The organism is Streptomyces sp. YS-3, assembly GCF_045257485.1.
In the GTDB taxonomy this organism is placed as follows: domain Bacteria; phylum Actinomycetota; class Actinomycetes; order Streptomycetales; family Streptomycetaceae; genus Streptomyces.
Genome location: NZ_JBJHPC010000051.1, coordinates 1 through 22,875 on the forward strand (window position 1 = coordinate 1; position 22,875 = coordinate 22,875).

Annotated in this window: 16 protein-coding genes, 1 pseudogene and 4 CRISPR repeat arrays; of the genes and pseudogenes, 12 read left to right on the forward strand and 5 right to left on the reverse strand. The window is 68.5% G+C overall.

Going from position 1 to position 22,875, the window contains the following annotated elements; all coding sequences use genetic code 11:
• The first annotated feature begins 2,146 nt into the window (after positions 1 to 2,146).
• Positions 2,147 to 2,602: direct repeats of the CRISPR family, unit length 29 nt; unit sequence GTGGTCCCCGCGCATGCGGGGGTGATCCC.
• A gap of 134 nt (positions 2,603 to 2,736) precedes the next feature.
• The gene (locus tag ACJA3G_RS07530) at positions 2,737 to 3,186 is read left to right on the forward strand and encodes a hypothetical protein (RefSeq protein ID WP_406552091.1); all 450 of its coding nucleotides are present in this window, start codon (positions 2,737 to 2,739) and stop codon (positions 3,184 to 3,186) included.
• Between the two features lie 784 nt (positions 3,187 to 3,970).
• Positions 3,971 to 5,159: direct repeats of the CRISPR family, unit length 29 nt; unit sequence GTGGTCCCCGCGCATGCGGGGGTGATCCC.
• Positions 5,160 to 5,314: 155 nt separating this feature from the next.
• Here ACJA3G_RS07530 and ACJA3G_RS07535 read toward each other — a convergent pair.
• On the reverse strand, positions 5,315 to 5,950 hold the full coding sequence (locus ACJA3G_RS07535; RefSeq protein ID WP_406552092.1) for a TetR/AcrR family transcriptional regulator: 636 nt from the start codon (positions 5,948 to 5,950) through the stop codon (positions 5,315 to 5,317).
• Between the two features lie 126 nt (positions 5,951 to 6,076).
• On the opposite strand from ACJA3G_RS07535, the gene ACJA3G_RS07540 reads away from it, so the two are divergent.
• Together ACJA3G_RS07540 and ACJA3G_RS07545 are read left to right on the forward strand one after the other, a co-directional pair.
• Positions 6,077 to 6,766: a hypothetical protein gene (locus ACJA3G_RS07540; protein WP_406552093.1), complete on the forward strand. Its 690-nt coding sequence runs from the start codon at positions 6,077 to 6,079 to the stop codon at positions 6,764 to 6,766.
• Positions 6,767 to 7,065: 299 nt separating this feature from the next.
• Entirely contained in the window at positions 7,066 to 8,520 is a 1,455-nt protein-coding gene (locus tag ACJA3G_RS07545; RefSeq protein WP_406552094.1) for a serine hydrolase domain-containing protein, read from the forward strand.
• A gap of 338 nt (positions 8,521 to 8,858) precedes the next feature.
• A CRISPR array of direct repeats spans positions 8,859 to 9,314; the repeat unit is 29 nt; unit sequence GTGGTCCCCGCGTACGCGGGGGTGATCCC.
• A gap of 77 nt (positions 9,315 to 9,391) precedes the next feature.
• On the opposite strand, the gene ACJA3G_RS07550 is transcribed toward ACJA3G_RS07545, so the two are convergent.
• Positions 9,392 to 10,348: a GlxA family transcriptional regulator gene (locus tag ACJA3G_RS07550; protein WP_406552095.1), complete on the reverse strand. Its 957-nt coding sequence runs from the start codon at positions 10,346 to 10,348 to the stop codon at positions 9,392 to 9,394.
• Positions 10,349 to 10,536: 188 nt separating this feature from the next.
• Between ACJA3G_RS07550 and ACJA3G_RS07555 the strand changes: the two genes are divergently transcribed.
• From ACJA3G_RS07555 to ACJA3G_RS07570, 4 genes are read left to right on the forward strand one after another with little or no spacing between them, the layout of a single operon-like run.
• A complete protein-coding gene (locus ACJA3G_RS07555) occupies positions 10,537 to 11,289 on the forward strand; it encodes a DJ-1/PfpI family protein (RefSeq protein WP_406552096.1) in 753 nt (250 codons plus the stop codon).
• A gap of 2 nt (positions 11,290 to 11,291) precedes the next feature.
• The gene (locus ACJA3G_RS07560; RefSeq protein ID WP_406552097.1) at positions 11,292 to 11,633 is read left to right on the forward strand and encodes a hypothetical protein; all 342 of its coding nucleotides are present in this window, start codon (positions 11,292 to 11,294) and stop codon (positions 11,631 to 11,633) included.
• 3 nt (positions 11,634 to 11,636) lie between these two features.
• Positions 11,637 to 11,954 (forward strand): hypothetical protein, encoded by a 318-nt coding sequence (locus tag ACJA3G_RS07565; RefSeq protein ID WP_406552098.1) that lies wholly within the window; start codon positions 11,637 to 11,639, stop codon positions 11,952 to 11,954.
• The gene (locus ACJA3G_RS07570; RefSeq protein ID WP_406552099.1) at positions 11,951 to 12,529 is read left to right on the forward strand and encodes a DUF3159 domain-containing protein; all 579 of its coding nucleotides are present in this window, start codon (positions 11,951 to 11,953) and stop codon (positions 12,527 to 12,529) included. Before ACJA3G_RS07565 ends, ACJA3G_RS07570 begins: the two co-directional genes overlap by 4 nt.
• 500 nt (positions 12,530 to 13,029) lie before the next feature.
• Here ACJA3G_RS07570 and ACJA3G_RS07575 read toward each other — a convergent pair whose 3' ends face one another.
• Positions 13,030 to 13,296, reverse strand: coding sequence for a hypothetical protein (locus ACJA3G_RS07575; protein ID WP_406552100.1), 267 nt, complete (start codon positions 13,294 to 13,296; stop codon positions 13,030 to 13,032).
• Between the two features lie 232 nt (positions 13,297 to 13,528).
• Between ACJA3G_RS07575 and ACJA3G_RS07580 the strand changes: the two genes are divergently transcribed.
• The 3 genes and pseudogenes from ACJA3G_RS07580 to ACJA3G_RS07590 all read left to right on the forward strand — a co-directional run bounded on the left by ACJA3G_RS07580 (position 13,529) and on the right by ACJA3G_RS07590 (position 16,519).
• On the forward strand, positions 13,529 to 14,269 hold the full coding sequence (locus ACJA3G_RS07580) for an SAVMC3_10250 family protein (protein WP_406552101.1): 741 nt from the start codon (positions 13,529 to 13,531) through the stop codon (positions 14,267 to 14,269).
• Positions 14,270 to 14,669: 400 nt separating this feature from the next.
• Positions 14,670 to 14,942: a CRISPR direct-repeat array (repeat unit 29 nt; unit sequence GTGGTCCCCGCGCACGCGGGGGTGATCCC).
• A 305-nt stretch (positions 14,943 to 15,247) separates the two neighbouring features.
• Entirely contained in the window at positions 15,248 to 15,523 is a 276-nt protein-coding gene (locus ACJA3G_RS07585) for a hypothetical protein (protein WP_406552102.1), read from the forward strand.
• A 169-nt stretch (positions 15,524 to 15,692) separates the two neighbouring features.
• A pseudogene (locus ACJA3G_RS07590) lies at positions 15,693 to 16,519 on the forward strand (IS5 family transposase).
• Between the two features lie 280 nt (positions 16,520 to 16,799).
• Here the strand turns inward: ACJA3G_RS07590 and ACJA3G_RS07595 are convergent.
• Together ACJA3G_RS07595 and ACJA3G_RS07600 are read right to left on the reverse strand one after the other, a co-directional pair.
• The gene (locus ACJA3G_RS07595; RefSeq protein ID WP_406552103.1) at positions 16,800 to 17,579 is read right to left on the reverse strand and encodes a hypothetical protein; all 780 of its coding nucleotides are present in this window, start codon (positions 17,577 to 17,579) and stop codon (positions 16,800 to 16,802) included.
• Positions 17,580 to 18,107: 528 nt separating this feature from the next.
• Positions 18,108 to 18,916 (reverse strand): IS5 family transposase gene (locus ACJA3G_RS07600; protein ID WP_406552106.1). Its coding sequence is split into 2 segments (ribosomal slippage): positions 18,108 to 18,560 and positions 18,563 to 18,916, totalling 807 coding nucleotides; the frame shifts between segments, so codons are not numbered across the junction.
• Between the two features lie 512 nt (positions 18,917 to 19,428).
• Between ACJA3G_RS07600 and ACJA3G_RS07605 the strand changes: the two genes are divergently transcribed.
• Positions 19,429 to 19,629 (forward strand): hypothetical protein, encoded by a 201-nt coding sequence (locus ACJA3G_RS07605; protein WP_406552104.1) that lies wholly within the window; start codon positions 19,429 to 19,431, stop codon positions 19,627 to 19,629.
• A 160-nt stretch (positions 19,630 to 19,789) separates the two neighbouring features.
• On the forward strand, positions 19,790 to 22,875 hold a 3,086-nt coding region (cas3, locus tag ACJA3G_RS07610), incomplete at its 3' end, for a CRISPR-associated helicase Cas3' (protein WP_406552105.1).

The window sequence follows — 22,875 nt, forward strand, 5'->3', positions numbered from 1 at the left end:
ACCCACGCGTCGTCACAGGCCTGCTTTCACCCTCCCACGACACACAACCCCCTGCCGAACAACTTCACCGACATCGGCCAGCCTCGCTTTGCCTCCGCGCCCGCGCAGGCACTCCCCCGCCATGCGGGCCAGCTCCGCCCCGCTGCAGCGTTCCCCGCTCCCCGGCTCAGCAGGACCGCAGCCACCACCAGCACCCAACAGTCCCGAAGCCGCCAGCACAGCGCCACACAGCCGATAGCCTGCCGCCACGGAAGCAACACAACGCACAGACAGGACAAGCGATTTGACGGAAATGCCGGACTCTCTGAAAGAGAGCGAAAACCACTCCGCAGCCGGCAGAATCCGCAGGTCGCCGCCTGTGCTCCCCGCGCATGCGGGGGTGATCCCAACCGGTGCCGCACCAGCATCGACGGCAGCAAGTGCTCCCCGCGCATGCGGGGGTGATCCCACCAACAACGGCCTCACGGCCCGACCCGCATAGTGCTCCCCGCGCATGCGGGGGTGATCCCGCGGCGGCGGACGTGATCTGTCGCGCGATGCGGTGCTCCCCGCGCATGCGGGGGTGATCCCTCCCCCGTGTCGATCTCCCACTGCTCCGCGGTGTGCTCCCCGCGCATGCGGGGGTGATCTCTTGAGGGCGAGACCGTTTTCAGAGCGTGGGAGGTGGTCCCCGCGCATGCGGGGGTGATCCCGGGTCCGGCTCGGGGTCGGGATGCTCGTGCTCGTGGTCCCCGCGCATGCGGGGGTGATCCCGGCTCCCTCGCTGCCCTGGAGACGTTCGTGGCGTGGTCCCCGCACATGCGGGGGTGATCCCTTGGACACCGCATCCCAGGTGGTGGGGTCAGTGTGGTCCCCGCACATGCGGGGGTGATCCCGAGTCCCCGCCCTTGCGAGGGTGTTCCGGTTTGTGGTCCCCGCTCATGCGGGGGTGATCCCGATTCGCAGGGGCCTGGCTGCCCCGCCCGGCGGTGGTCCCCGCGCATGTGGGGGTGATCCCTCTTTCAGCCTGGGCGGCGGACAGGAGCCGTCGTGGTCCCCGCGCATCCGGGGGTGATCCCGGCTGCGGCATAATCGCAGCCTTCTTCTTCGGGTGGTCCCCGCGCATGCGGGGGTGATCCACAGCTACGTCGAAGCGCAGGGTAAATCCGGTGTGTGGTCCCGCGCATGCGGGGGTGATCCCTTCACGACTGCGCCGGCGGACGGCACCGCGGGGTGGTCCCCGCGCATGCGGGGGTGATCCCGACCGTGCCGTCGGAGCGGTGCCGCACGGGGCGTGCTCCCCGCGCATGCAGGGGTGATCCCCAGGGCGCGGTGGACGAAGACGAGTTCGAGGAGTGCTCCCCGCGCATGCGGGGGTGATCCCCAAGTCGGCACAGACGGCGTCTCGCTCTGAGCGTGGTCCCCACGCACGAGGGGGTGATCCCACCTACGCCCTGTCCGAGGCCGAGGAGCAGGCGTGGTCCCCGGGCACGCGGGGGTGATCCCGGCGAGTGGACGCGGGTGAAGAAGACCTGGGGGCTCGCGTACAGCCGGGGTGATCCCGCAGCCGTGACTTCCACCAGCGGGACCCCGAGGATGGTTCCCGCGTACACGGGGGTGAACCCCCCACCCGCCCTACTCAGTGGCGCGGTGGGCCGCTGGTCCCCGCAGGTGCGGGGGTGATCCCTACGGCGCCAACCCCAACACCGCCGGGGCGCAGCGGTTCCCGCGCGTGCGGGTGTGATCCCCTCCTGGCGCTCGGCGGCAGTTTTCTGCCGAGTAGTCTCCGCGGCATGCAGGGGTGGTCTCCGCCTCAGCCAACGGCACCCGGCCGCTGCCCGGTGGTCCCCACGCCTCCCGGGGTCCCGCCGTCATCACCTACGTCGACACGGGGACGCGTGGAACCCCCACCCTGCGGGGGTTCCCGCAATGCATGCCCCGCTCCGCTTCGCTGAGAAGGTCCCCTTCCCCCGGCCCGCGGGACCAAAAACCACCAGCAGCAGCCAACGATCCCGAAGCCAGCGGCACAGACACGCACAACCGATAGCCTGCTGCCACGGAACCAACACAACACACAGACAGAACAGGCGATTTGACGGCAATGCCGGACTCTATGGAAGTGAGCGAAAACCACTCCGCAGCCGGCTGAACCCGCAGGTCGCCGCCTGTGGTCCCCGCGCATGCGGGGGTGATCCCGTCGCGGGGCGGCGTCCGCTCGAACGGGTCCGGTGGTCCCCGCGCATGCGGGGGTGATCCCGTGATCGGCACGTCAGGCCGCCTTTCGTGCGAGTGGTCCCCGCGCATGCGGGGGTGATCCCCGCCAGGCCGCCAGCCCCGCCACCACCTGCGAGTGGTCCCCGCGCATGCGGGGGTGATCCCTTCATCCGGACGCAGCTCACGGAAGCAGAGCGGTGGTCCCCGCGCATGCGGGGGTGATCCCAGGCTCTGAAGGCTGAGAAAGGCGTCCCGGTTGTGGTCCCCGCGCATGCGGGGGTGATCCCGGCGGACTCGAAGCCGACCTGGCCAAGTTGCAGTGATCCCCGCGCATGCGGGGGTGATCCCGTCCAGATGACGCGCTCGGCGAGGTCGCGCCCGTGCTCCCTGCGCATGCGGGGGTGATCCCAGTTTCGACGTTGTCGCCCAGATGCGGGAGAAGTGGTCCCCGCGTCTGCGGGGATAGAACTCGATTGGGTGCGGTTCCTCTGCGGGTAATCCGGTAGGACGTCGTTTGTCAGTGGCGGGTGCCAAGATCACGGCATGGGAGTTATCTATGGATACTTTGCTGCTGTCGACGATGACGACGCAGTGCGGGCTGTGGTCCGGGAAGACGGCCAACCAGCCGCGACGGGTTATGACGGGTTCGACGTCAACGGTATGGATCCGACCACCGACCTGCTGCCTGCGGAAGTGGTCCTCACCGGCCGGTCGGCCGAGAGTGTCCAGGCCGACCCGCGGCATGGCCATCTGCTCGCGAGCATCGAAGACGGGGAGCTTCTGTGCCTGACGCTGACCGATTCCCTGCGTGATGCACTCGCCGATGCTGATCAGTCCTTGCTGAGAGAGACTGCCCGCGAGTGGGCCACCTCGGACGTGTTCTGGACGTCGCCGGATCCGGAGGGGCTGGCGGAGTTCCTCACCCAGGCGGCCGGCTTGGCCGGCCGGGCGGTGTCGCGAGGACATCGTCTCTACTGCTGGATGTGCGTGTGACGAGCAGGTGCGGGGCGGCGTAGCCGGCCTTCGCGTCCCCACGCCCGCGGGGATGGTCCCCGGCGCTTCGGCAACCGTACCGTCGGACCGGCGTGGGCCCCGCACATGCGGGGGTGATCCCGGCGAGTGGACGCGGGTGATAGAAGACCTGGGGGCTCGCGTACAGCCGGGGTGATCCCGCAGCCGTGACTTCCACCAGCGGGACCCCGAGGATGGTTCCCGCGTACACGGGGGTGAACCCCCCACCCGCCCTACTCAGTGGCGCGGTGGGCCGCTGGTCCCCGCAGGTGTGGGGGTGATCCCTACGGAGCCAACCCCAACACCGCCGGGCGCAGCGGTTCCCGCGCGTGCGGGTGTGATCCCCTCCTGGCGCTCGGCGGCAGTTTTCTGCCGAGGTAGTCTCCGCGGCATGCAGGGGTGGTCTCCGCCTCAGCCAACGGCACCCGGCCGCTGCCCGGTGGTCCTCACGCCTCCCGGGGGGCCCGCCGTCATCACCTACGTCGACACGGGGACGCGTGGAACCCCCACCCTGCGGGGGCTCCCGCAATGCATATCCAGCTCCGCTTCGCTGAGGAGGTCCCCTTCCCCCGGCCCTCGGGACCAAAAACCACCAGCAGCAGCCAACGATCCCGAAGCCAGCGGCACAGACACGCACAACCGATAGCCTGCTGCCACGGAACCAACACAACACACAGACAGAACAGGCGATTTGACGGCAATGCCGGACTCTATGGAAGTGAGTGAAAACCACTCCGCAGCCGGCTGAACCCGCAGGTCGCCTCCTGTGGTCCCCGCGCATGCGGGGGTGATCCCCCGCGAGAGGAGCCCGGCCGGTGGCCACCGAAGTGGTCCCCGCGCATGCGGGGGTGATCCCATCTACTTCGATGCTTCCGGCGAAATCGTGGAGTGGTCCCCGCGCATGCGGGGGTGATCCCGCGCTCACCAACCACACGCCAGAGCAACGCCAGTGGTCCCCGCGCATGCGGGGGTGATCCCCGGATTCTGGCGGGCGCCCACCCGAGCGAAGTGTGGTCCCCGCGCATGCGGGGGTGATCCCGGCAGAGTCCACGTCCACACGCCACTTCCGAAGTGGTCCCCGCGCATGCGGGGGTGATCCCTCATGACCAAGATCGTTGCTGCCGAGGGCACGAGTGGTCCCCGCGCATGTGGGGGTGATCCCCCGGCGGACCTGGCGGCGGCCTCCGTGGCATCGTGGTCCCCGCGCATGCGGGGGTGATCCCTCCCGCAGTCCGTCCTTGACGGGGTCAAGGTCGTGGTCCCCGCGCATGCGGGGGTGATCCCCGCCACATTGGGGTGCAGTGCGCCGATCCGCTGTGGTCCCCGCGCATGCGGGGGTGATCCCGGACTCCACTGCCGCGCGGCCCGGGTTCTGGAGTGGTCCCCGCGCATGCGGGGGTGATCCCGAGGTGTCCGACGCCCCGGTGGACTTGATGCTGTGGTCCCCGCGCATGCGGGGGTGATCCCTTCGCCGCCGAGACCGGGATGAGGCCCGGCGAGTGGTCCCCGCGCATGCGGGGGTGATCCCCGCTGGGGGGATTCGTCGCGTACGTCGAGGATGTGGTCCCCGCGCATGCGGGGGTGATCCCCGGATCTGGGGCGGCCTCCCCAAAGACGCACAGTGGTCCCCGCGCATGCGGGGGTGATCCCCCGGCCGCGTTTCTGGTGACGCTGGCGCGGCGGTGGTCCCCGCGCATGCGGGGGTGATCCCTCGACCTCGGCGACCAGTGTCGAGGACGTGTCGTGGTCCCCGCGCACGCGGGGGTGATCCCTGCTTGTCGTACGCCGTCTGCACGGTGTTCGAGTGGCCCCCGCGCATTGCGGGGTGATCCCTCGGTCTGCTCCGGGTCGTACAGCTTGCTGCCGTGGTCCCCGCGCATGCGGGGGTGATCCCAGCACGGCGGACCCGCTCAACAAGCCGTCGGCGTGGTCCCCGCGCGTGCGGGGGTGATCCGGTGTTCAAGCGCGTCCTCGGAGGTGCCACGGCGTTTTTCTCGAGCGTGTGAACGCGGTGCAGCAACACAGAAGCAGGACTGGGACGCCGGAGAGAGGTGTCGTAAGACTGCGGTCGGTCTGCTGCTCCTGGTGGGCGTCCTGCCGACTGCGCTCGTTACTCCGGGGGTGACTCGACGAGCGTGTCGAGCCCGGCGCACAGGAGCCGCACGCTGCGGATGAACTTCTCGTCCTGCGTGAGGGTCCCGGTTTCGGCGAGGGTCATGGGGAAGCGCTCCCGCAGGGCGGTTGCGCCGTCGCCGCTGACAGTCCCGGTGGGCGACTGGCCCTGTTCCTGCAGGACGAATCCCGTGACATGGCTGAGCAGCGTGTCCGCGCCGACACCGCGGTGCGCGGCGGGTACTCCTGCCTCGCGCAGGGTGTGCAGCAGCCGCTCCATCAAGGACAGCGCGCCGGGGCTGAGGACTTTGGGGCTGTCGGCGAACATGACCGCGCCGCCGGCGTGGCGGCGGATGCTGTGGCGGAGCGTCACGAGTTGGACTTCGATGCGTTGCTGCCAGTCAGCCCCGGGGGCCAGCGCGTCGAGGGCAGTGGTGCCCGCGTCGTAGGCCTGCCGGGCGACGCGGTCCGCCATGAGCTGCACCAGGGCGTTCTTGTTGGGCACGTGGTAGTAGAGGCTCCCTGCCTGGGCGTCGAGCCGCTGCGCGACGCGTCTCATGGACAGTCCGTGGTAGCCGGTTTCGGCGAACACCGCCATGCCGGCGTCGATGATCCGCTCCACTGTCAGCTTCATGGGGGCAGCCTATCCCCGATTTTCTAACACCGTTTGAATTCGGCTCATGGTGAGGCTACTGTCAGCCCTTCTGCAAGCGTTGGGGACTGAAGGGGGGTGGTGACAATGGGCGCGCTGGTGTTCAACGTGACCACAGCGGCACTGATGGTTTTGATGTTCAAGGGCGGACTGGCCCTGCTGGGCGAGGACGCCCTGCGCGGGCGGCGGGTCCCCTGGGCGGCGGTGGCCCTGACGGGCCTCGCCCTGAGCGGGGTAGCGCTCCAACTGTGCTGGTCCGGCGCGATGGACACCTTCGACAGTGACCCGGCGAAGTCCGGCTGGTGGCGGGTCGTCACCTCGGTGTTCATGCAGAACGGCGGACTGTTCGGCGGGGCCTGGAACATCGCCACGCTCGCAGCGGTCGCCGCCCTGGCCGACTACTTCTGGGGAACTCCGCTCACCCTGGGCCTGTTTCTCGCGGGGATCCTCCTGCCCGAGCGCATCGACGCCCTGGTCGGCGCAGGTGGTCACCACAGCACCGACCCGCGCAACTTCGCGGGGAGTTCAGGCGCCACGTACTTCCTCGGCGCGACCCTGGCCTCGGCCCTGCTCGTGCGCGTCATCCAGGCCGGCCGGGGCAAGGCGCAGGGCAAGGACGTCCTGCTTGCAGCGGGCGTTCCCGTGCTTGGCCTGGCCCTGTGGTTCACCCAGTCCAACGGCCACGGCCTGGTGTCCGTGTACGGCTTCGTCCTGGGCACCCTCACCTGCCTCCTCGCCCGGCCCTCCGCCCTGCGCACCAACCCGGCCCTCCAGAACACGGAGCGCGTGGCCGCCTGAAACCCCTGCCGGGCGGCAGGAGGAAACCCAGGAGCCACCACACCGCCCGCGGGGGCGCGGCCCGCGCGACGTAGGCGCTGCGGCTCTGGTCCTCCTCCGTCGCCTCGCCCAGCCCCGCAGCGATGCTGCGTACGGCTGGCCTCTGGGTCCGGCTGCCGAGGGCGGAGGCGACCGGTCGGCTCAGGCCTGACCGAGCCGCAGGGAGCGGCGGTGGGTTACGAGCCGACCGCCCCAGAACATGGGGGCCGCAGCCGGGCGTTGGCAACGAGAGAACGTCGACACATCGGAGGGAAGCAGACATGGCGAAGAATGTGAGCTGGGACGAGCGGGGCAACTGGAATGCCACGGGCACGTGGGGGGCCCGGGACTCGGAAGGCCGGAAACTGGACCTCGACCACTGGCAGGCCCGCCTCGACACACTGCGCGCCAAGCACCACGTCCCGGGCGCATCCCTCGCACTCCTCGTCGACGGAAACGTCCACGAACTGGCCAGCGGCGTGCTGCACCGTGGAACGGGCGTGGAGGTGACGACCGGATCGGTCTTCCAGATGGGCTCGATAGCCAAGGTCTACACCGCCACCCTGATCATGCAGCTCGCCGAATCGGGCGCACTCGACCTGGATGCCCCGGTCGTCGACGTACTGCCGGAGTTCTCCGTCTCCGACCCGGACGCAACCAGGGCGATCACCACGTGTCAGCTCCTCAGCCACACCGGCGGCCTGACCTGCGACTTCACCTACGACAGCGGGCGCGGCGACGACTGCCTCGCCACGTACGTCGAGGCCGCCAAGGGCGTGGCCCTCGACTGCCCGCCCGGCACCGCGATCTCCTACAGCAGCGTCGGCTACAACGTGCTCGGCCGGATCATCGAGGTAGTGACCGGCAAGGTCTGGGACCAGGCACTCAAAGACCTGCTCCTGACCCCGCTCGGACTCACCCACACCATGACGCTGCCTGAGGAGGCGCTCCGGTTCCGCGCCGCCATGGGCCACCTGGGCGAGCCGGGCCAGGACCCCGAGCCGGCACCTCAATGGGACATGATGCCGCGCTCGGCGGGCCCCTACGGCAGGGTCATCGCCACCGCGGGAGACCTCGCCCGCCTCGCACGGATGCACCTGGCCGGCGGTGTGGCCGAGGACGGTACGCGCGTACTCTCCGAAAAGACGGTCGCCCTGATGCAGCACCGGGTCGTGGACTGCCCCGACAAGTGGACGGTCAGCTCGGACGGCTGGGGCCTGGGCTGGACCCTGTACGACTGGAACGGCATTCCCGGCTACGGGCACGACGGCGCCTCCATCGGACAGTACGGATACCTGCGCGTAGTGCCCTCAGCAGGCGTCGCGGTCGCGCTGCTCACCAACGGCGGCGGCGCACGAGAGGTGTACGCGGCGCTCTACCGCGAACTGCTCGCCGAACTCGCCGGAGTGACCATGCCGGAGCCCTTCGCTCCACCGGCGCAGCCGCCCACAGTCGATTTCACACCGCTGGTCGGCACCTACCGCCGCGAAGGCGTAGTCATCACCGTCACCGAACGGGACGGCGCCGGCCGCGCACGTTACGAATTCGTCGACGGCATGGCGGACTTCTCCGAACCCCTGCAGATTGATCTGCTGCCGGTGACAGAGACGGTCTTCGCCGGCACCGGGGTAGGCGCGGCATTCAGCGAGGACTACATGCCGGTGATCTTCTCCACCCTGCCCGACGGCACAGGCTGCGTCTACATCGGCATGCGCTGCAGTCCCAAAGTCGGATAGAACCCGGGTACGCCGACCAGAGCAGGGACAGCACCGGTGGACGGTGGCCTCTCACCAGCGACCCGCAATCCGCCAGCGAGCGAACGGTTGCGCTCCCCGCGCATGCGGGGGTGATCCCTTCCAGCGCGCCGCCATGCGACCCCTGACCCCGTGGTCCCCGCGCCTGCGGGGGGGGGGGGAGCCAGCAGTTCCGAAGCCCCTGGGACGCCCCCAACCGGTAGCCTTCCGCTGAAACAACACAACTCGCAGGCGACAAAGGTGATTTGACAGGAATGCCGGACTCCATGAAAGCGAGTGAAAACCACTCCCCAACCGACTGAACCCCAAGGTCGCCGCCTGTGGTCCCCGCGTACGCGGGGGTGATCCCCCGGGGCGGCGCCGTTGTCGAGGTCCGTCAGAGTGGTCCCCGCGTACGCGGGGGTGATCCCCTGATGGGCGCGCGCGACCTCGCCTACGCCGCGTGGTCCCCGCGTACGCGGGGGTGATCCCGGCCGTACGCCCAGGCCCAGTTGAGGGTCAGCGTGGTCCCCGCGTACGCGGGGGTGATCCCGTCAGAGACGAGTCGGCGGCCTGGTCCTCGCCGTGGTCCCCGCGTACGCGGGGGTGATCCCGTCAGAGACGAGTCGGCGGCCTGGTCCTCGCCGTGGTCCCCGCGTACGCGGGGGTGATCCCTGGTCGGACGCCGTGAAGTTCACGGTGGAGAGGTGGTCCCCGCGTACGCGGGGGTGATCCCAGCGGTGAGCTCACCTTCTCCGTGCCGGGCGTGTGGTCCCCGCGCATGCGGGGATGGTCCCCGTGCGTTTGGCCGCGCTGATGCTGCCGCCTTTTGCTCCGCGCGCATGCGGGGATGGTCCTGGCTGAGATTGCGGTCTCAGGCGTTTGAGCAAGGACGGCGGAAGGTGGCCCGGTAGGTCTGCGGTGTCGTGCCAGTGACGCGCTTGAACCGTTCGCGGAAGGCGGTCGCGGATCCAAAACCGGCCTGCACGGCGATACGTTCGACGGGATGGTCGCTGTGTTCAAGTAGGTACTGGGCGTGTCGGACGCGTGTGCGCAGCAGCCACTGCAGGGGGGTTGTGCCGGTTTGTTCGCGGAAGCGGCGGCTGAAGGTGCGGGTGCTCATGGCGCAGCGGGCAGCCATGGCCTGCAGAGTGAGATCCTCGGCGAGGTGGTCCTGGATCCAGGCCAGTGTCGGTTCCAGAAGGGAGCCGCGGGGCAGCGGTGGGGGTTCGTGGACGATGTACTGGGCCTGGCCGCCCTCCCGTTCGAGGGGGGTGACGGCCAGGCGGGCGGCGCCCGCCGCGACGGCTGAGCCCAGGTCGCGGCGGATCAGGTGCAAGCACAGGTCCATGCCGGCGGAGGCGCCGGCGGAGGTGAGCAGTTGGCCGTTGTCCACGTAGAGGACGTCCGGGCGCAAGTCGATTTTCGGGTATTGCCGGGTGAGTTGGTCGGCGGCGATCCAGTGGGTGGTCGCGGGCAGGCCGTCCAGCAGGCCGGTGGCGGCCAGGGTGAAGGCGCCGCCGCAGATCGAGGCGATGCGCGCGCCGTCGGTGGCGGCGTCACGTAGTGCCTGGAGAGCCTCGGCCGGGGGCGGCCCCGCGTGCTCCTCCCGGCCGGGCACGATGATCGTGTCGGCACCGGCGAGGCCCTCCAGCCCCCAGGGCACACGGATGGTGAACGTCTCGGTCGGCACCTCCGGCCGGGTTCCACAGACCCGCACCCGGTAGGGGCGGCGCCCGTCCGGCAGGCGCACGCGTCCGAATATCTCGACCGGGATGGCCATGTCGAAGGCGACCGTATGGTCCAGGGCAAGAATCGCCACGGTGTGCATCCCCGCAGGCTACGCCCACATCCGGCGTAACACGCGCTGCTGGTCGCGGAGTTGAGGGTCACGACAGCACTGGTCAGCGAAGTGGCGAGAACTCGTTGGGTTGTGTCATTCAAGCCCATGGCCGGGGTCTGGCGGTGCGGCCTAGCGTGAGCGCTGAAGTCATGATCCGAGGGAAAAGGGAGTCGCTGATGCTGGCACAGTTCGTCCTCTTCGATGGTTTCGACCCGTTGGATGTCATCGCTCCATTTGAGGTCTTCAGCGCCGCCCGGGCCTTCACCGATCGGGTGACCGTTGAACTGGCCTGCGCGGAAGGAGCCAGGCAGGTGCCGAGCGGAATACCTGGCGTCGCGCTGACGGCCGCCGCTCTTCTGGCCCCGGATCGCGCGGACCTGGTCGTTGTGCCGGGCGCGGCCGGCAGGCTCCCCGGGCAGGGCCCAGACGCCTCTGCTGAGGAACAGGTTCCCGTGATCCTCGGCCGCGCGCTGACCACCGAGCTCCCGAAGTTGCTGGCCGACGCGCTGGCCCCAGCGGGCACCACGGTGGCCACGGTCTGCGGCGGGTCGCTGCTGCTGTCCATGGCCGGGCTCGTACACGGTCGCCACGCCACCACCCATCACCAGGGTCGGGACCTGCTGGGCGCGGGCGGTGTGCACGTGGTCCCGGGCCGGGTCGTCGACGACGGCGACCTGGTCACCGCCGGCGGCGTCACCTCTGGCCTCGATCTGGGCCTGTACCTGCTGGAACGGGAGGCCGGGCCGAAAGTCGCGCTCGCGGTGGAGCAACTGTTCGCCTACGAGCGCCGCGGCGTCGTCTGGCGCGACCAGGGGGTGGAGCCGATGTCCCCCGCCGTCGGCTCGGTGACCGTGGCGGGCAGCGTGTTTCCCGCCGCGGCCCGCCGTGCCGCCGGCACGCCCGACCAGCACGAGACACTCGCCACCTGACGATGCTGCACCGCGTCTGCCGGGTCTACGCGACCCTCGGCCTGGCCGTTCCCGTCCTCGGCCTCGCCACCGCGAGCGAGCTCCACGTCCCGGACAGTCCCTGGCTGATCATGTCGATCGCACTGACAGGTGCAGCTGCATGGGTGCTGGCACTGCTGGCACTGCTGGTTCTACCGGCCCAGGAACGTTCCCTCGCCCAGCTGGCAGAGTCCGCGGCCGGGACGGCGGCCGTCGAGCATGCCCAGACCGCGCACCTGGCCATGCCAACCGGTGCCTTCAACCAGCTCTGGGCGACGGTCACCGTCCTGATGATCCTCCGCCCCGGCCCCACCACGGAAGCGTGACCCATGACCGCCAACTCCATACCCGCGCCACGGCACACACGCAGGCCGCTGCGCGCCTCAGCAACCATCGAACTGGCCAGCCTCACCGTACTGTTGGTCAACATCGCCACCGGGAACTCCCAGCAGATTGCCGCGCTGTTCGGGCCCGTGCACGGGACCGCCTGGCTTTTCGGCATCCTGGCCACCCGGCGCGATCCACACCGCAGCACCGGCGCCACGCTGCGCGCCGTCATCCCTGGCATCGGAGGCCTGCTCGCGCTCCGTGCCCTGGAGCGTACCGACACGCAGGCCGCTCCCCACACCGGACCGGGGGCACGATGAAAGCCCGCCTCCCCGGCCTCGCGGTTACGGCGGCCCCGACCCTGGCGTTCGTGGCCGCCTACGGTGCCAACGGGCTGCGGACCGCCTTCGTAGCGGCCACAGTGACCGGTGTACTGGTCCTCGCCTGCGGTCTGCGGGCCCGCCGGTACCTCCAGCATGCGGCGGTCGGCGCGCTATTGGCGGTGACCTGCGCGGCCGTGGCGGTCGGTACCGGGCAGGCACGGGGCTTCTTCCTGCTGCCCATGCTGCTGCCCGCGGCCTCCTCAGCGGCCTGCCTGCTGTCGGTGCTGGCAGGCCGTCCCCTGGCCGGCCTGGTCGCGAACCGGGTCGTGGGCGGCCCACAGCGCTGGCGCTCGCACCCGCCCCTGCACCGCTTCTATCGCTGGATGACCGTGGGCATCGGCCTGGTATGCCTGGCGAGTCTGGCCGCGCAGGCCGCCCTCTACAGCCGCGCGGAGATCGCCTGGCTCGGTGTCCTCCACGTCGTCATGGCAGTGCTGTGGCCCGGGATCACCGCCGCCACACTGGCAATGTCACGCATGACCGTGGCCCGCCACCGCGACCCGGCCGCCTGATACAGATCCGGCATCCAGGGAATCGCAGGCGGTCCTGGCGCTGTACGCGGCATGGCCCGCACATAGAGGACTTCTTGCCTAGGTGATCAGCAGGTGGGCTGGCCGTGTTCGGCGACTGCGGCGGTGGCCGAGCCAGTCCAGAATGGCGCACGGCAGGTGAGGTCATCGAGCAGCCCTGTGCCCACGTGCGCGCAGTCCCGCCACTGCGCACCGGGCACCACCCGCGTCGGCAGTGCGCCATGAGCTATCCGCAGTACCCGGGTGCGCGAGTTCGGGTACCGGACGCACCGGCTCAGGGGGATGCGCTACTCAGAACGAGTGAGACGACCCGATACCGGCGGCGGAAGTCGGACACGAACTTCTCCACGTCGCCGTGCGCCAGGGACGCCTGTATCGCACGGTGACACCCCCGGTGGGCGAGTTCCTCGCCCACCGGGCGTATCCCGGGTTCACTCCAGGCCCTCACATGCTCCTGAGCCCACAGCGTCTAGATACGGGACTCAAGGAGGTAACGGCGCAGGCTGCCAGGCGAGCTGGGCCGCGTCGCACAGTTCGTCACCGTCGAGGTGGCCCTCCACCGCGGCCTCTGCATGCCGGCCAGCCGCAGCCACCACCTGGTCCCACACGTACAGCTCGTCGGTGGCCTGGTGCCACAGGCAGCCCTCGCGGGCGCATGTGTCCGGCTCCTGGGCTGCGGTGAGGGACCGCACGACCTCGGCACGTACGGCGGGCGGCAGGACACGGCCGCGGCGTACGGCGAACAGCAACAGGATCGAAGTAGCCTTGTTAACGAGTAGTGGTTCTAGCTCAACTTCCGTGACGCGTGCCCCCTGAGTGACAGCTGCGGTTTCCTGGGCGCCTTGGGAGACCCGAACACGATCTGTGGCCAAGGTTGTTGGGTCGGCAGTTGGGCACGAGGAAGGGGCCGGGCGCCGACTGAAGAAGCTGCTGGCACCGCCCCGGGATCGTTGGTCATACGAGTTCGAGGAGGTAGTACCGATGCCGCTCCGCCATCCGCGCCCCGCAATGCGTGACCTGTTGTATCTGTCCGAGTCAAAGATGGAGGTCTTGGTGCCTCAGCTCCCGGGGCGGGTCCGTGAGCGACTCGGTCTCGAAGCGGGTCTCAATGCGGGTGTGTTGTCGCTGAAGGCATCATTGTCCAATGATAACCGGACGTCACTCGTCGGAGCGCTGAACGCGGTAGTGAGGATGATCGAGCGGAAGCACGGTCATCAACATCGGACCGACCAAGGATTATCGGTCGGCAGCTGGATTGAGTTCGAGGAAGAATTCAGGTTCGGTAGCGCATGGCCTGGCAGTGGGGAGGGCCGTGACCGTCCAGTGGTCGACGGGCTTGTCTATTTCGCCGCCGCTCAATACCCGCAGCACCCACCGTTTGCGCTGGTCGGATCGTTGGCCCATCTTCTGGACCGTCGGCGACCGACGAGCGATGGAGACTCGGACAGCCAACAAGTCGGTCGCCTCTACATCGAAGCCATCCGTGCCTACGCCCAGGCTGTGCAGGAACTTCCCGGCCGCGCAGCGATCGGAGACCTCTCAACGCTCGGCTCCACTGACCGTGCCCTATCCGCCGTAATACTTTTGTGCGAGATCGACGCGCCGCATGCGGAAGGGTGGGCACCACCGGTACGACTTGCCGGACTTGCACGGATCCTCGCAATCGACGAATTCGGCACCATTCTGGCGACCCCTCTCTATATCGAATACGCATCGCGCTGACCGCTGGAACCTGTAGGCAGCCAGGTGCACGCCTCGCCGACTCAGCCTTCTGATTTCAGCAACGGTCAGTAAGCAAGCACAGGTTGCTTCAGGACCTGAATCCTCGTTCCGGTTTAGCTTCTGGATGCTGTTGCTCTTCCCCACACCATGGGGACCCGCGTGAGCAGGAGTTGGAACCCTGCACGCCCGATCACCTGACGCGTGAGCGTCTTGATCCGGTTGACATGACGTCGACGACACCTGAGTTCCAGAACACCGCAAGGCCGACGATAGCAACCGATAGCCTGCCGCTGGACTGCACAACGCGTGGACAACGCAACCGATTTGACGGAAAGGCCGGATTCCATGAAAGTGAGTGCAATCCACTCCACAGCCGGGCCGAAGCCACAGGTCGCCGCCTGTGGTCCCCGCGCACGCGGGGGTGATCCCGGCGCCGGGCGCCCCCTCTCCGACCAAGAAGCGTGGTCCCCGCGCACGCGGGGGTGATCCCCCGCCGCAAGCGCGCGATCCTCCGGGAGCGACGTGGTCCCCGCGCACGCGGGGGTGATCCCTTCTCCCGCGGCGTCAGCACCGTCGCCGAGGCGTGGTCCCCGCGCATGCGGGGGTGGTCCCGGGATGGGTTTCGGCTTCCGCACCCCGCCAACGTGCTCCCTGCGCATGCGGGGGTGGTCCCGTGTGTCGGAACTGGTGCGGGTGAATGTGCGGGTGCTCCCCGCGCATGGGGGGTCCCGTGTACGCCGACCGGCGTAACGCTGATCTGGAGTGCTCCCCGCGCACGCGGAGGGGGTGATCCCGACCTTGGCACAGGAGCAGGTGAAGGAGTGCCGTGGTCCCCACGCATGCGGGGGGTAATCCCCAGGTCTTGGGCCGCGTCCCGCCAGCGCTGCCAGACGTAGGCCCAGCGTCCCGGTCCACAGCCACCCCGTCCCGGGCCCCGGCGCCCGCCATAGACGCCACCCACGCCCAGGGGGTTGAGCAGTGGTCGACGAGGTGCACGACGTGATCACCCCGGCCGCCGTCGGCCCCCAGCGCTACCAGGACTCCTACCGCGCAGACGACTCTGCCCCGGGCAAGGCCCGCCGCGACGTCGCGATCTACCTCCGCACCTGGCACCTGGACACCCAGGTCGACCCCGCCAGCACGGCCGCGGGCTGCTCCTCGTGGATGCCCTCGCGTTCCGGTGGGCACCGTCAAGCTGGTCACCGGCAAATGAGTCTGGGCCGAACTCTCCCTGCGGATGGGGTGATCCTGTGACTGCGAACCTCCAGGGGCCCGACGGGTTATGGCCTCCGGCCGCCGCATCGAGGAAGCCAGCCACCGACGACCTGCACGACACGTGGGCACAGGGCCGCCTAGCGCGTGTCTCTTTGACGGGCTGATCAGTTGACCGGATGTGTTCGTCCGATTAGTGATCACCGATGCGATGTGGGACCGGATCGAGCCGCTGATGCCGGCCGATCCGGTCCGGGGCCGGTGGTGGGCCCACCACCGTCGCACCCTTGAGGCCATCGCCTGGAAGTACCGCACCAACTCGCCCTGGCGGGACCTGCCGAAAGAGTTCGGCCCGTTCCAGACCGCCCACAAACGCCTGATCAGGTGGGCCGTGGACGGCGCCTGGGAGAAGATCCTCTCTTCCATCCTGGCAGCTGCGGACGCCGACGACGGCATCGACTGGACCGTGTCCGTGGACTCCACGGTTGTCCGGGCCCACCAACACGCCGCTGGGGCACGCAAAAGGGGCGGCCCGCTCTGGCGAGCCCTCCGATCACGCACTCGGACGCTCACGCGGAGGGCTCCACCAAAGTCCACCTGGCCGCGGATGGTGGAGCTCGGCCGCTGGCATTCACCGTTACCGCAGGCCAGGCCGGTGACGCACCCGCCTTCGAGGCGGTGATGGCCCGCATCCGGGTGCCCCGAACAGGTCCGGGCAGGCCGCGGACCCGCCCCTTCGCCGTTCTGGCCGACCGGGCCTACTCGTCCCGAGCCATCCGCAAACACCTGCGCCGCCGGGGCATCCGCGCGATCATCCCGCAGCCGTCCGACCAGATCGGCCATCGTTTGCGGCGAGGTCGACTCGGTGGCCGTCCGCCGGGTTTCGACCGTGAGGGCTACAAGCAGCGGAACACCGTCGAGCGGTGCATCAACCGCCTCAAGCAGTGGCGCGGCCTGGCCACACGGACCGACAAACTCGCCATCGCCTACCAGGCCGCACTCCATCTCGCCGGCATCCTCATCTGGATCCGACGCTGACCAAGAGACAGAACCTAGACGTGATGCTCACCAACCTGGCCCCGAACCTGAAGCTGATCATGGCGATCACCAGTCCGCTCAGTGGCCTCGAGCCGGCGCAGTAGGCGCGTACAGCCGGTTTCACCGCCACGCCACCCGGACCCGAGGACGCCACCGGTTGCCTGACGGCGACACGGTGTTGACCGGCCTGTTGTTCGCGGCTAGCAGGCGCAAGTGTGCGGGCCGTGCGCGGTGGCGGCGGGTTGCCGTGGCGTTGGCCCCCAGTCCTGCGGGCTGCTCGTCATACAGCCAGGGCTTCTGTCAGCTGAGCTCGCGGCTGGCCGGTGAGGCTCTGTTCCAGCGACGTGGCCCGGGTACGGACCAGCCCCGTCCTGAATCCCTGGGGTAGCTGCTGCCAGACCGTGACCGCTAGGTCGGCCGCGCTCTGGGGATCGCGGTCGGCCTGGAGGCATTGCGCGTTGTCCAAGGCCAGCAGGGCCCGGGTCATGACCGATGGCGACGTGGTCAGCGCCAGTGCAGCTTCTTGCTCGGCAAATGCGTGCTTGCTCTCTCCGAGCAGCGTGTATGCCTGGGACAGATGCACGCTGTGCTTCTGCGCCGGGTATCCGAACGAGTTGTCGGCGAGGCCGTTGCGGTCCAGCTGGTCGAGTGTGCGGCGGGCCTGGGCGATGGCACGCCGGGCGCCCCAGACGTCGCCGGTCGCGGCCAGCGCCCGGGAACTGACGGCCGCTGCCAGCGCCGCAGCCGCGCTCGGGCTGGTACCGGCGACACGGGGGGCCCGTGCGGCGAGTTCAGCCGCGGCCCGTGGTGCGCCGTAGTTGAGCGGGACCATGGCGTGCCGGGCAAGGACCCACGCCAGCATCTGGCCGTCGCCGGACTCGGCGGCGGCGCGTTCTGCCGTGGCGAACCAGCGCTGGGCGTCCTGCTGGTCGCCCCGGTCGTGCTGAATGATTGCTACCAGCCCGGACAGACCGGCGGCGGTACGCACCACGGTGAACCGGTCCCGTGCGGTGTGGGGGCATTGCAGCACCTCACGTAACAGGGCAAGGTCCTGCTGCATCTCGGCCAGGACAGGCTGGTTCCGTTTCGCTGAGAAGTTCCCCTTCCACCAGCCCTGACCGCAGCCACCAGTAGCCAACAGTTCCGAAGCCACCGGGGCGCCCCCCACAACCGGTATCCTGCCGCTGTATCAGCACAACACGCAGACACATCAAGCGATTTGGCGGGATGGCCGGGACCCGTGAAAGTGAGTGAAATCCACTCCGCAGCCAGCTGAACCCGCAGGTCGCTGCCGTGGTCCCCGCTCGTGCGGGAGTGATCCCTTCATGACCTCGTTGGCGGCGGGCGCCACGTTGTGGTCCCCGCGCGCGGGGGGTGATCCCAGCCAAACAGCCGTCGCGGCACGCTCCCCGACGTGGCCCCCGCGCACGCGGGGGTGATCCCGTCTCGGTGGGCTCGGTCGACCAGGAGCTGAGGTGGTCCCCGCGCATGCGGGAGATGATCTTTGGGACTCCCCGCGTATGCGGGGACAACCGCATACGCTGCACGGTTCGTCGTCTCATACAGCACTACCTGCTTAGACGGTGTTTCACTTGGTGAGTCGTCGGTAGTTGATGAGGCTGGTAGCGATGGCGGTGAAGGCGAGGAAGTGTTCGGGCTTGCGTTCGTAACGGCGGTGGAGCCGGCGGGAGCCGGAAAGCCAGGACATGGTTCGCTCGACGACCCATCGGTGGCGTCCCAGACGTTGCGAGTTCTCCACACCGCGCCGGGCGATACGAGGTGTGATTCCGCGCTCGCGGAGCCATCGCCGCAGGTGGGGGTAGTCGTAGCCCTTGTCGCCGTGGAGCTTGTCCGGGCGTCTGCGGCGCGGTCCTCGGCGACTGCGGATCGGGGGTATGGAGGCGACGAGCGGCTTCAGCGCGAGACTGTCATGGGTGTTGGCGGCGGAGATGGCGACCGCGACCGGAAGACCGCACCGGTCGGTGACGAGGTGGATCTTCGATCCGTTCTTGCCACGGTCGGTCGGATTCGGTCCCGTCAGGATCCCCCTTTGAGGGCCCGGACACTGACCGAGTCGATGGCGAAGCGTGACCAGTCCAGACCTCCCTGGGCGCCGAGTTCGTCCAGGATCACCCGGTGGAGACGGGCCCAGACGCGGTCCGCACTCCAGTGGGCAAAGCGCCGGTAGACGGTCGGCCAGGCCGGCCCGAAGACGGGCGGAACCTGCCGCCACGTGCAGCCCGATGTCGCCACGAACACGATCGCGGCCAGACACTCACGGTCCCCTGACCGCCGACGACCACCCCCTTGCGGACGTATCACCACCGTCTCAGGCACCACCCGCCGGAACAACTCCCACAACTCATCCGGCACCAACCGCTCAGCAAGACTCGCCATGCCCAGCACAACGACCCGCGCCTCCAAAGGAAACGGCGTCTTACGCAGGGATCCGCCCCCTTGACCGGAGCGAACTGCTGCATGACTCTGGCGTTGTCCCCGCCCGTGCGGGGGTGGCCCCTGGGAAGCTTGACTCTCAAGTGGTTCGTTTCCGTGTTCCCCGCGCATGCGGGGCTTGAAGTGCTGCCGTACAGCACCCGCTGCACCACGTCCGGACAGGGCCTGATGGTCTGTGCGTATCTCTCTCGGGCATCCGGGAAGCTCGACTCGTCGGCGCTCCGGAGCAGTTACGCAGATCAGTCAACTGGGAAGCTTGACTTTCTACTGGAACCCCGGCTATCCGAACAGGCGTTGGCGTTGACAGCACATCGTCTTGCCCCCACGCTGCCTAGCATGCGCCAAGGAGCAGCGCCACTCGTGCGGCCCCTGACGCACGAAGGCCGGGCCCGTCCTCCTCGCTGCCACGGGGAGAAGTGGACGAACCCGGCATGTCATCCGCAAAATGAAATGCAATGAAAGGATACAACGTGATTCGTTCACGCGCATTAGTGCCCGTGCTGCCGGAAACTCCGGCAGCACGGATCAGTTTGATCTCTGCGACACTCAGCACCTTCGCCTCCGCCCCGTCCCCCTACACGTCATGGGCAGGGGTGGTCGTCGTCATCGTCGTGGTGTTGCTTTGGCCGACGACATTGAAGGAGCGCGGCGTCTAGGCAGCGAACAGTGCACCCAGGGTTGGCTCACGTCGCCCTGGGTGAGCCCTTTGGAACCATTGCGCCGGTTTCGCCAGTCATTTATCACGTCACCAGGCGCTGCTCCATCGATTTCCGATGTTGCAGGTGAACCGACGGGGCAGTCATGTTTCATACGGGCATGAGGTCCAGTTCCACTCAAGGCGGCTTCCCTTGGCACGAGTTATCTCCGCCGGCTCGAAGCGCTTGGGCAAAACATGAACGCGATACGGATAACTGGCTTCCGCTGTGGCGACACATGGCGGACAGCGGTGCAGTTGCCGGGATGCTGTGGGAGCACTGGATACCCCACTGCGTGAAGGAGCTGGTAGCCGACGCTCTTCCCGCTGGCGAGGCAGACGCCTACAAGCTGGTTCGGTTCCTGGCTTGCGCGCATGACGCCGGGAAGTGCACCCCGGCCTTTGCCTGCCAGGTCGAGTCACTGGCCGCCCGCATGCGGGAGGGGGGGCTCGATATGCCGCTCGCCAGGGAGTATGGGCAGGACCGCAAACTGGCACCGCATGGGCTGGCTGGCCAGCTGCTGCTCCAGGAGTGGATGGCGGATCGCTTCGGGCTGCGAGGCCGCGCCGCTGGCCAGTTCGCAGTCGTGGCGGGTGGCCATCACGGAACCCCACCAGATCATCAACAGATCCATGACCTTCAGCTTCGTCCCCATCTCCTGCGTCATCCGGGGCCAAGCCAAGCCGTGTGGCACCAGGTCCAACACGAACTCATGGACGCTTGCGCCTCGTTCACCGGGGCGACAGACCGCCTCCCGGAGTGGCGGGACGTGCGCTTGCCGCAGCCGGTGCAGGTCATCCTCACAGCCGTCGTCATCGTTTCCGACTGGATCGCCAGTTCCCCCGATCTGTTCCCCTATGAACCTGAGTCCTGGAAACCTGATGGGCCGGAGGGTGAGCGGCGAAGAGTGCAGGCTGCGTGGAGAGGGTTGGATCTCCCCCGGCCTTGGCAGCCGGAGGAGCCTGGCGTGGACATCGAGGAGTTGTTCGCGCAGCGGTTCCCCCAACTGCGGGGGGCACCAGTCCGCCCGGTGCAGTCCGATGCCGTACGCGTCGCCCGGTCCATGCCGACGCCTGGCCTGCTGGTGATCGAGGCTCCGATGGGTGAGGGCAAGACGGAGGCTGCGCTCGCCGCGGCGGAAGTCCTGGCGGCGCGCTCTGGCGCTGGCGGTGTGCTGCTTGCTCTCCCTACTCGGGCTACTGGTGACGCCATGTTTCCGCGGCTTCTGGACTGGCTGGGGCAACTGCCGGAAGCAGCGGATGACGGGCGGCGGTCGGTCGTGCTCGCCCACGCCAAAGCGGCACTCAACCAGCAGTGGGCGGGACTGCTGCGTCAAGGGAGGCAGGCGATCACCGCCGTTGATCTCGACGGTGAGCAACAGGGCCATGCGAGCAGGGCCAGACCTGCTGGTCTGCAGGCCCACCAGTGGTTGCGGGGGCGTAAGAAGCAGTTGCTGGCTTCGTTCGCTGTGGCCACCGTGGATCAGCTGCTTTTCGCTGGCTTGAAGACCCGGCATCTGGCGCTGCGCCACCTGGCGGTGGCAGGCAAGGTCGTCATCATCGACGAGGTACACGCCTACGACGCTTATATGGGGCGCTACTTGGACCGGGTACTTGAGTGGCTGGCGGCGTACCGGGTGCCGGTAGTCCTGCTTTCGGCAACGCTTCCGGCGGACCGTCGACGCGCTCTGGTGGCCGCGTACGCCGGCCCCTCTGGAGTTGACGCCGAGACGGTTGTCGACGGCTATCCGTTGATCACCGCCGCGTCACCCGGCTGTCCGGTCAACACTGCTCGTCCCCATGCCGCCTCGGGGCGATGCGTGCCGGTGGCGATGGAGCGTCTGGACGACGACGTTGCCGTGCTGGTTGAACGGCTGGATGAGGAACTGGCCGATGGTGGCTGCGCGTTAGTGATCCGCAACACTGTGGACCGGGTCCTGGAGACAGCAGAGGCTCTTCGGGCACGGCTCGGTCCCGACCATGTGACCGTCACGCATTCCCGGTTCCTGGCTGCCGACCGGGCCGCGAACGATGCCGATATGCTGCGCCGGTTCGGCCCGGACAGCCGGGAACGGCGGCAGCGTCACGTAGTAGTCGCCAGTCAGGTAGCGGAACAGTCACTCGACATCGATTTCGATTTGCTGGTGACGGACTTGGCTCCCGTGGACCTGGTCCTGCAGCGTATGGGGCGCCTCCATCGGCATTCTCGTCAGCGCCGGCCGCGTTTGGCTCAGGCGCGTTGTCTGGTGACTGGAGTGGTGGACTGGCAGGCTCCTGTCCCGCAACCGATCGATGGAACGAAGGCCGTCTACCGCAGCGAGTACGTCTTGTTGAGGACGCTGGCCGTACTCGGCCCCCATCTGGACGGGCAGCCTCTCGTGCTCCCAGACAGCATCAGCTCTCTGGTGCAGTCTGCCTACGGCGAGGAACCCGTTGGGCCGACGGCTTGGGCCCAGGCATTGAGCGAGGCGCACGCCGCCCACAAGCGACTGATCTCCGGAAAGCAGGAGAAGGCCGAGGCATTTCTCCTGGATCCGGTGCGCCGGGCAGGCCGCCCGGTGTACGGCTGGCTGGACGCAGCCGCCGGCGACGTGGACGACAGCCGGGTCGGCCACGCCCAAGTACGCGACAGCGAGGAGACTTTGGAGGTCTTGGTTGTCCAGCGGCAGGCCGACGGGCGACTTACCACCGTGCCGTGGCTCGCCGATGATGCTGCAGGTAAGCGGGGTGAATTGGAGCTGCCCACGGACTTCGCACCCAGCCAACGCGCAGCCGAGGCCGTAGCCGCGAGCGCGCTGACACTGCCAAGACGTTTCAGCTCGCCGTGGATGATCGACCGTACGATCCCGGAGCTCGAGCGATTCCTCGTCCCCGCTTGGCAGGCGAAGGACTGTCCATGGCTGGCAGGGGAGCTAATTCTCGTTCTCGACGCCAATCGTCAGACCGATCTGGCAGGCTTCCGTCTCATCTACAGCCGCGCTGACGGGCTGCGGGTGACGTCTTCGGACACGCCCGTCAGCAGTCGCTGCACGTCCGGCGAGCCTGGCCAGGCCAGTGCATCCGAAGGCGGTCGTGCGGTACAAGACACAGTCCGTGGGGAGACGTTGGATGCACCGAGCCAGAGAACATCCACAACGCAGTACGCGGCCGACGGCCAGCCCGCTGCGGCTGATGTTTGCGTTGACGAGGGCACTGTGGTGACCCACCC

Bases quoted from the DNA above. Each gene is read 5' to 3' on its own strand.
- ACJA3G_RS07595 (WP_406552103.1), bottom strand. From the start codon at position 17,579: ATGCAGCAGGACCTTGCCCTGTTACGTGAGGTGCTGCAATGCCCCCAC.
- ACJA3G_RS07565 (WP_406552098.1), top strand. From the start codon at position 11,637: ATGACCGCCAACTCCATACCCGCGCCACGGCACACACGCAGGCCGCTG.
- ACJA3G_RS07550 (WP_406552095.1), bottom strand. From the start codon at position 10,348: ATGCACACCGTGGCGATTCTTGCCCTGGACCATACGGTCGCCTTCGAC.
- ACJA3G_RS07535 (WP_406552092.1), bottom strand. From the start codon at position 5,950: ATGAAGCTGACAGTGGAGCGGATCATCGACGCCGGCATGGCGGTGTTC.
- ACJA3G_RS07570 (WP_406552099.1), top strand. From the start codon at position 11,951: ATGAAAGCCCGCCTCCCCGGCCTCGCGGTTACGGCGGCCCCGACCCTG.
- ACJA3G_RS07555 (WP_406552096.1), top strand. From the start codon at position 10,537: ATGCTGGCACAGTTCGTCCTCTTCGATGGTTTCGACCCGTTGGATGTC.
- ACJA3G_RS07605 (WP_406552104.1), top strand. From the start codon at position 19,429: ATGAAAGGATACAACGTGATTCGTTCACGCGCATTAGTGCCCGTGCTG.
- ACJA3G_RS07530 (WP_406552091.1), top strand. From the start codon at position 2,737: ATGGGAGTTATCTATGGATACTTTGCTGCTGTCGACGATGACGACGCA.
- ACJA3G_RS07545 (WP_406552094.1), top strand. From the start codon at position 7,066: ATGGCGAAGAATGTGAGCTGGGACGAGCGGGGCAACTGGAATGCCACG.
- ACJA3G_RS07580 (WP_406552101.1), top strand. From the start codon at position 13,529: ATGCCGCTCCGCCATCCGCGCCCCGCAATGCGTGACCTGTTGTATCTG.
- ACJA3G_RS07560 (WP_406552097.1), top strand. From the start codon at position 11,292: ATGCTGCACCGCGTCTGCCGGGTCTACGCGACCCTCGGCCTGGCCGTT.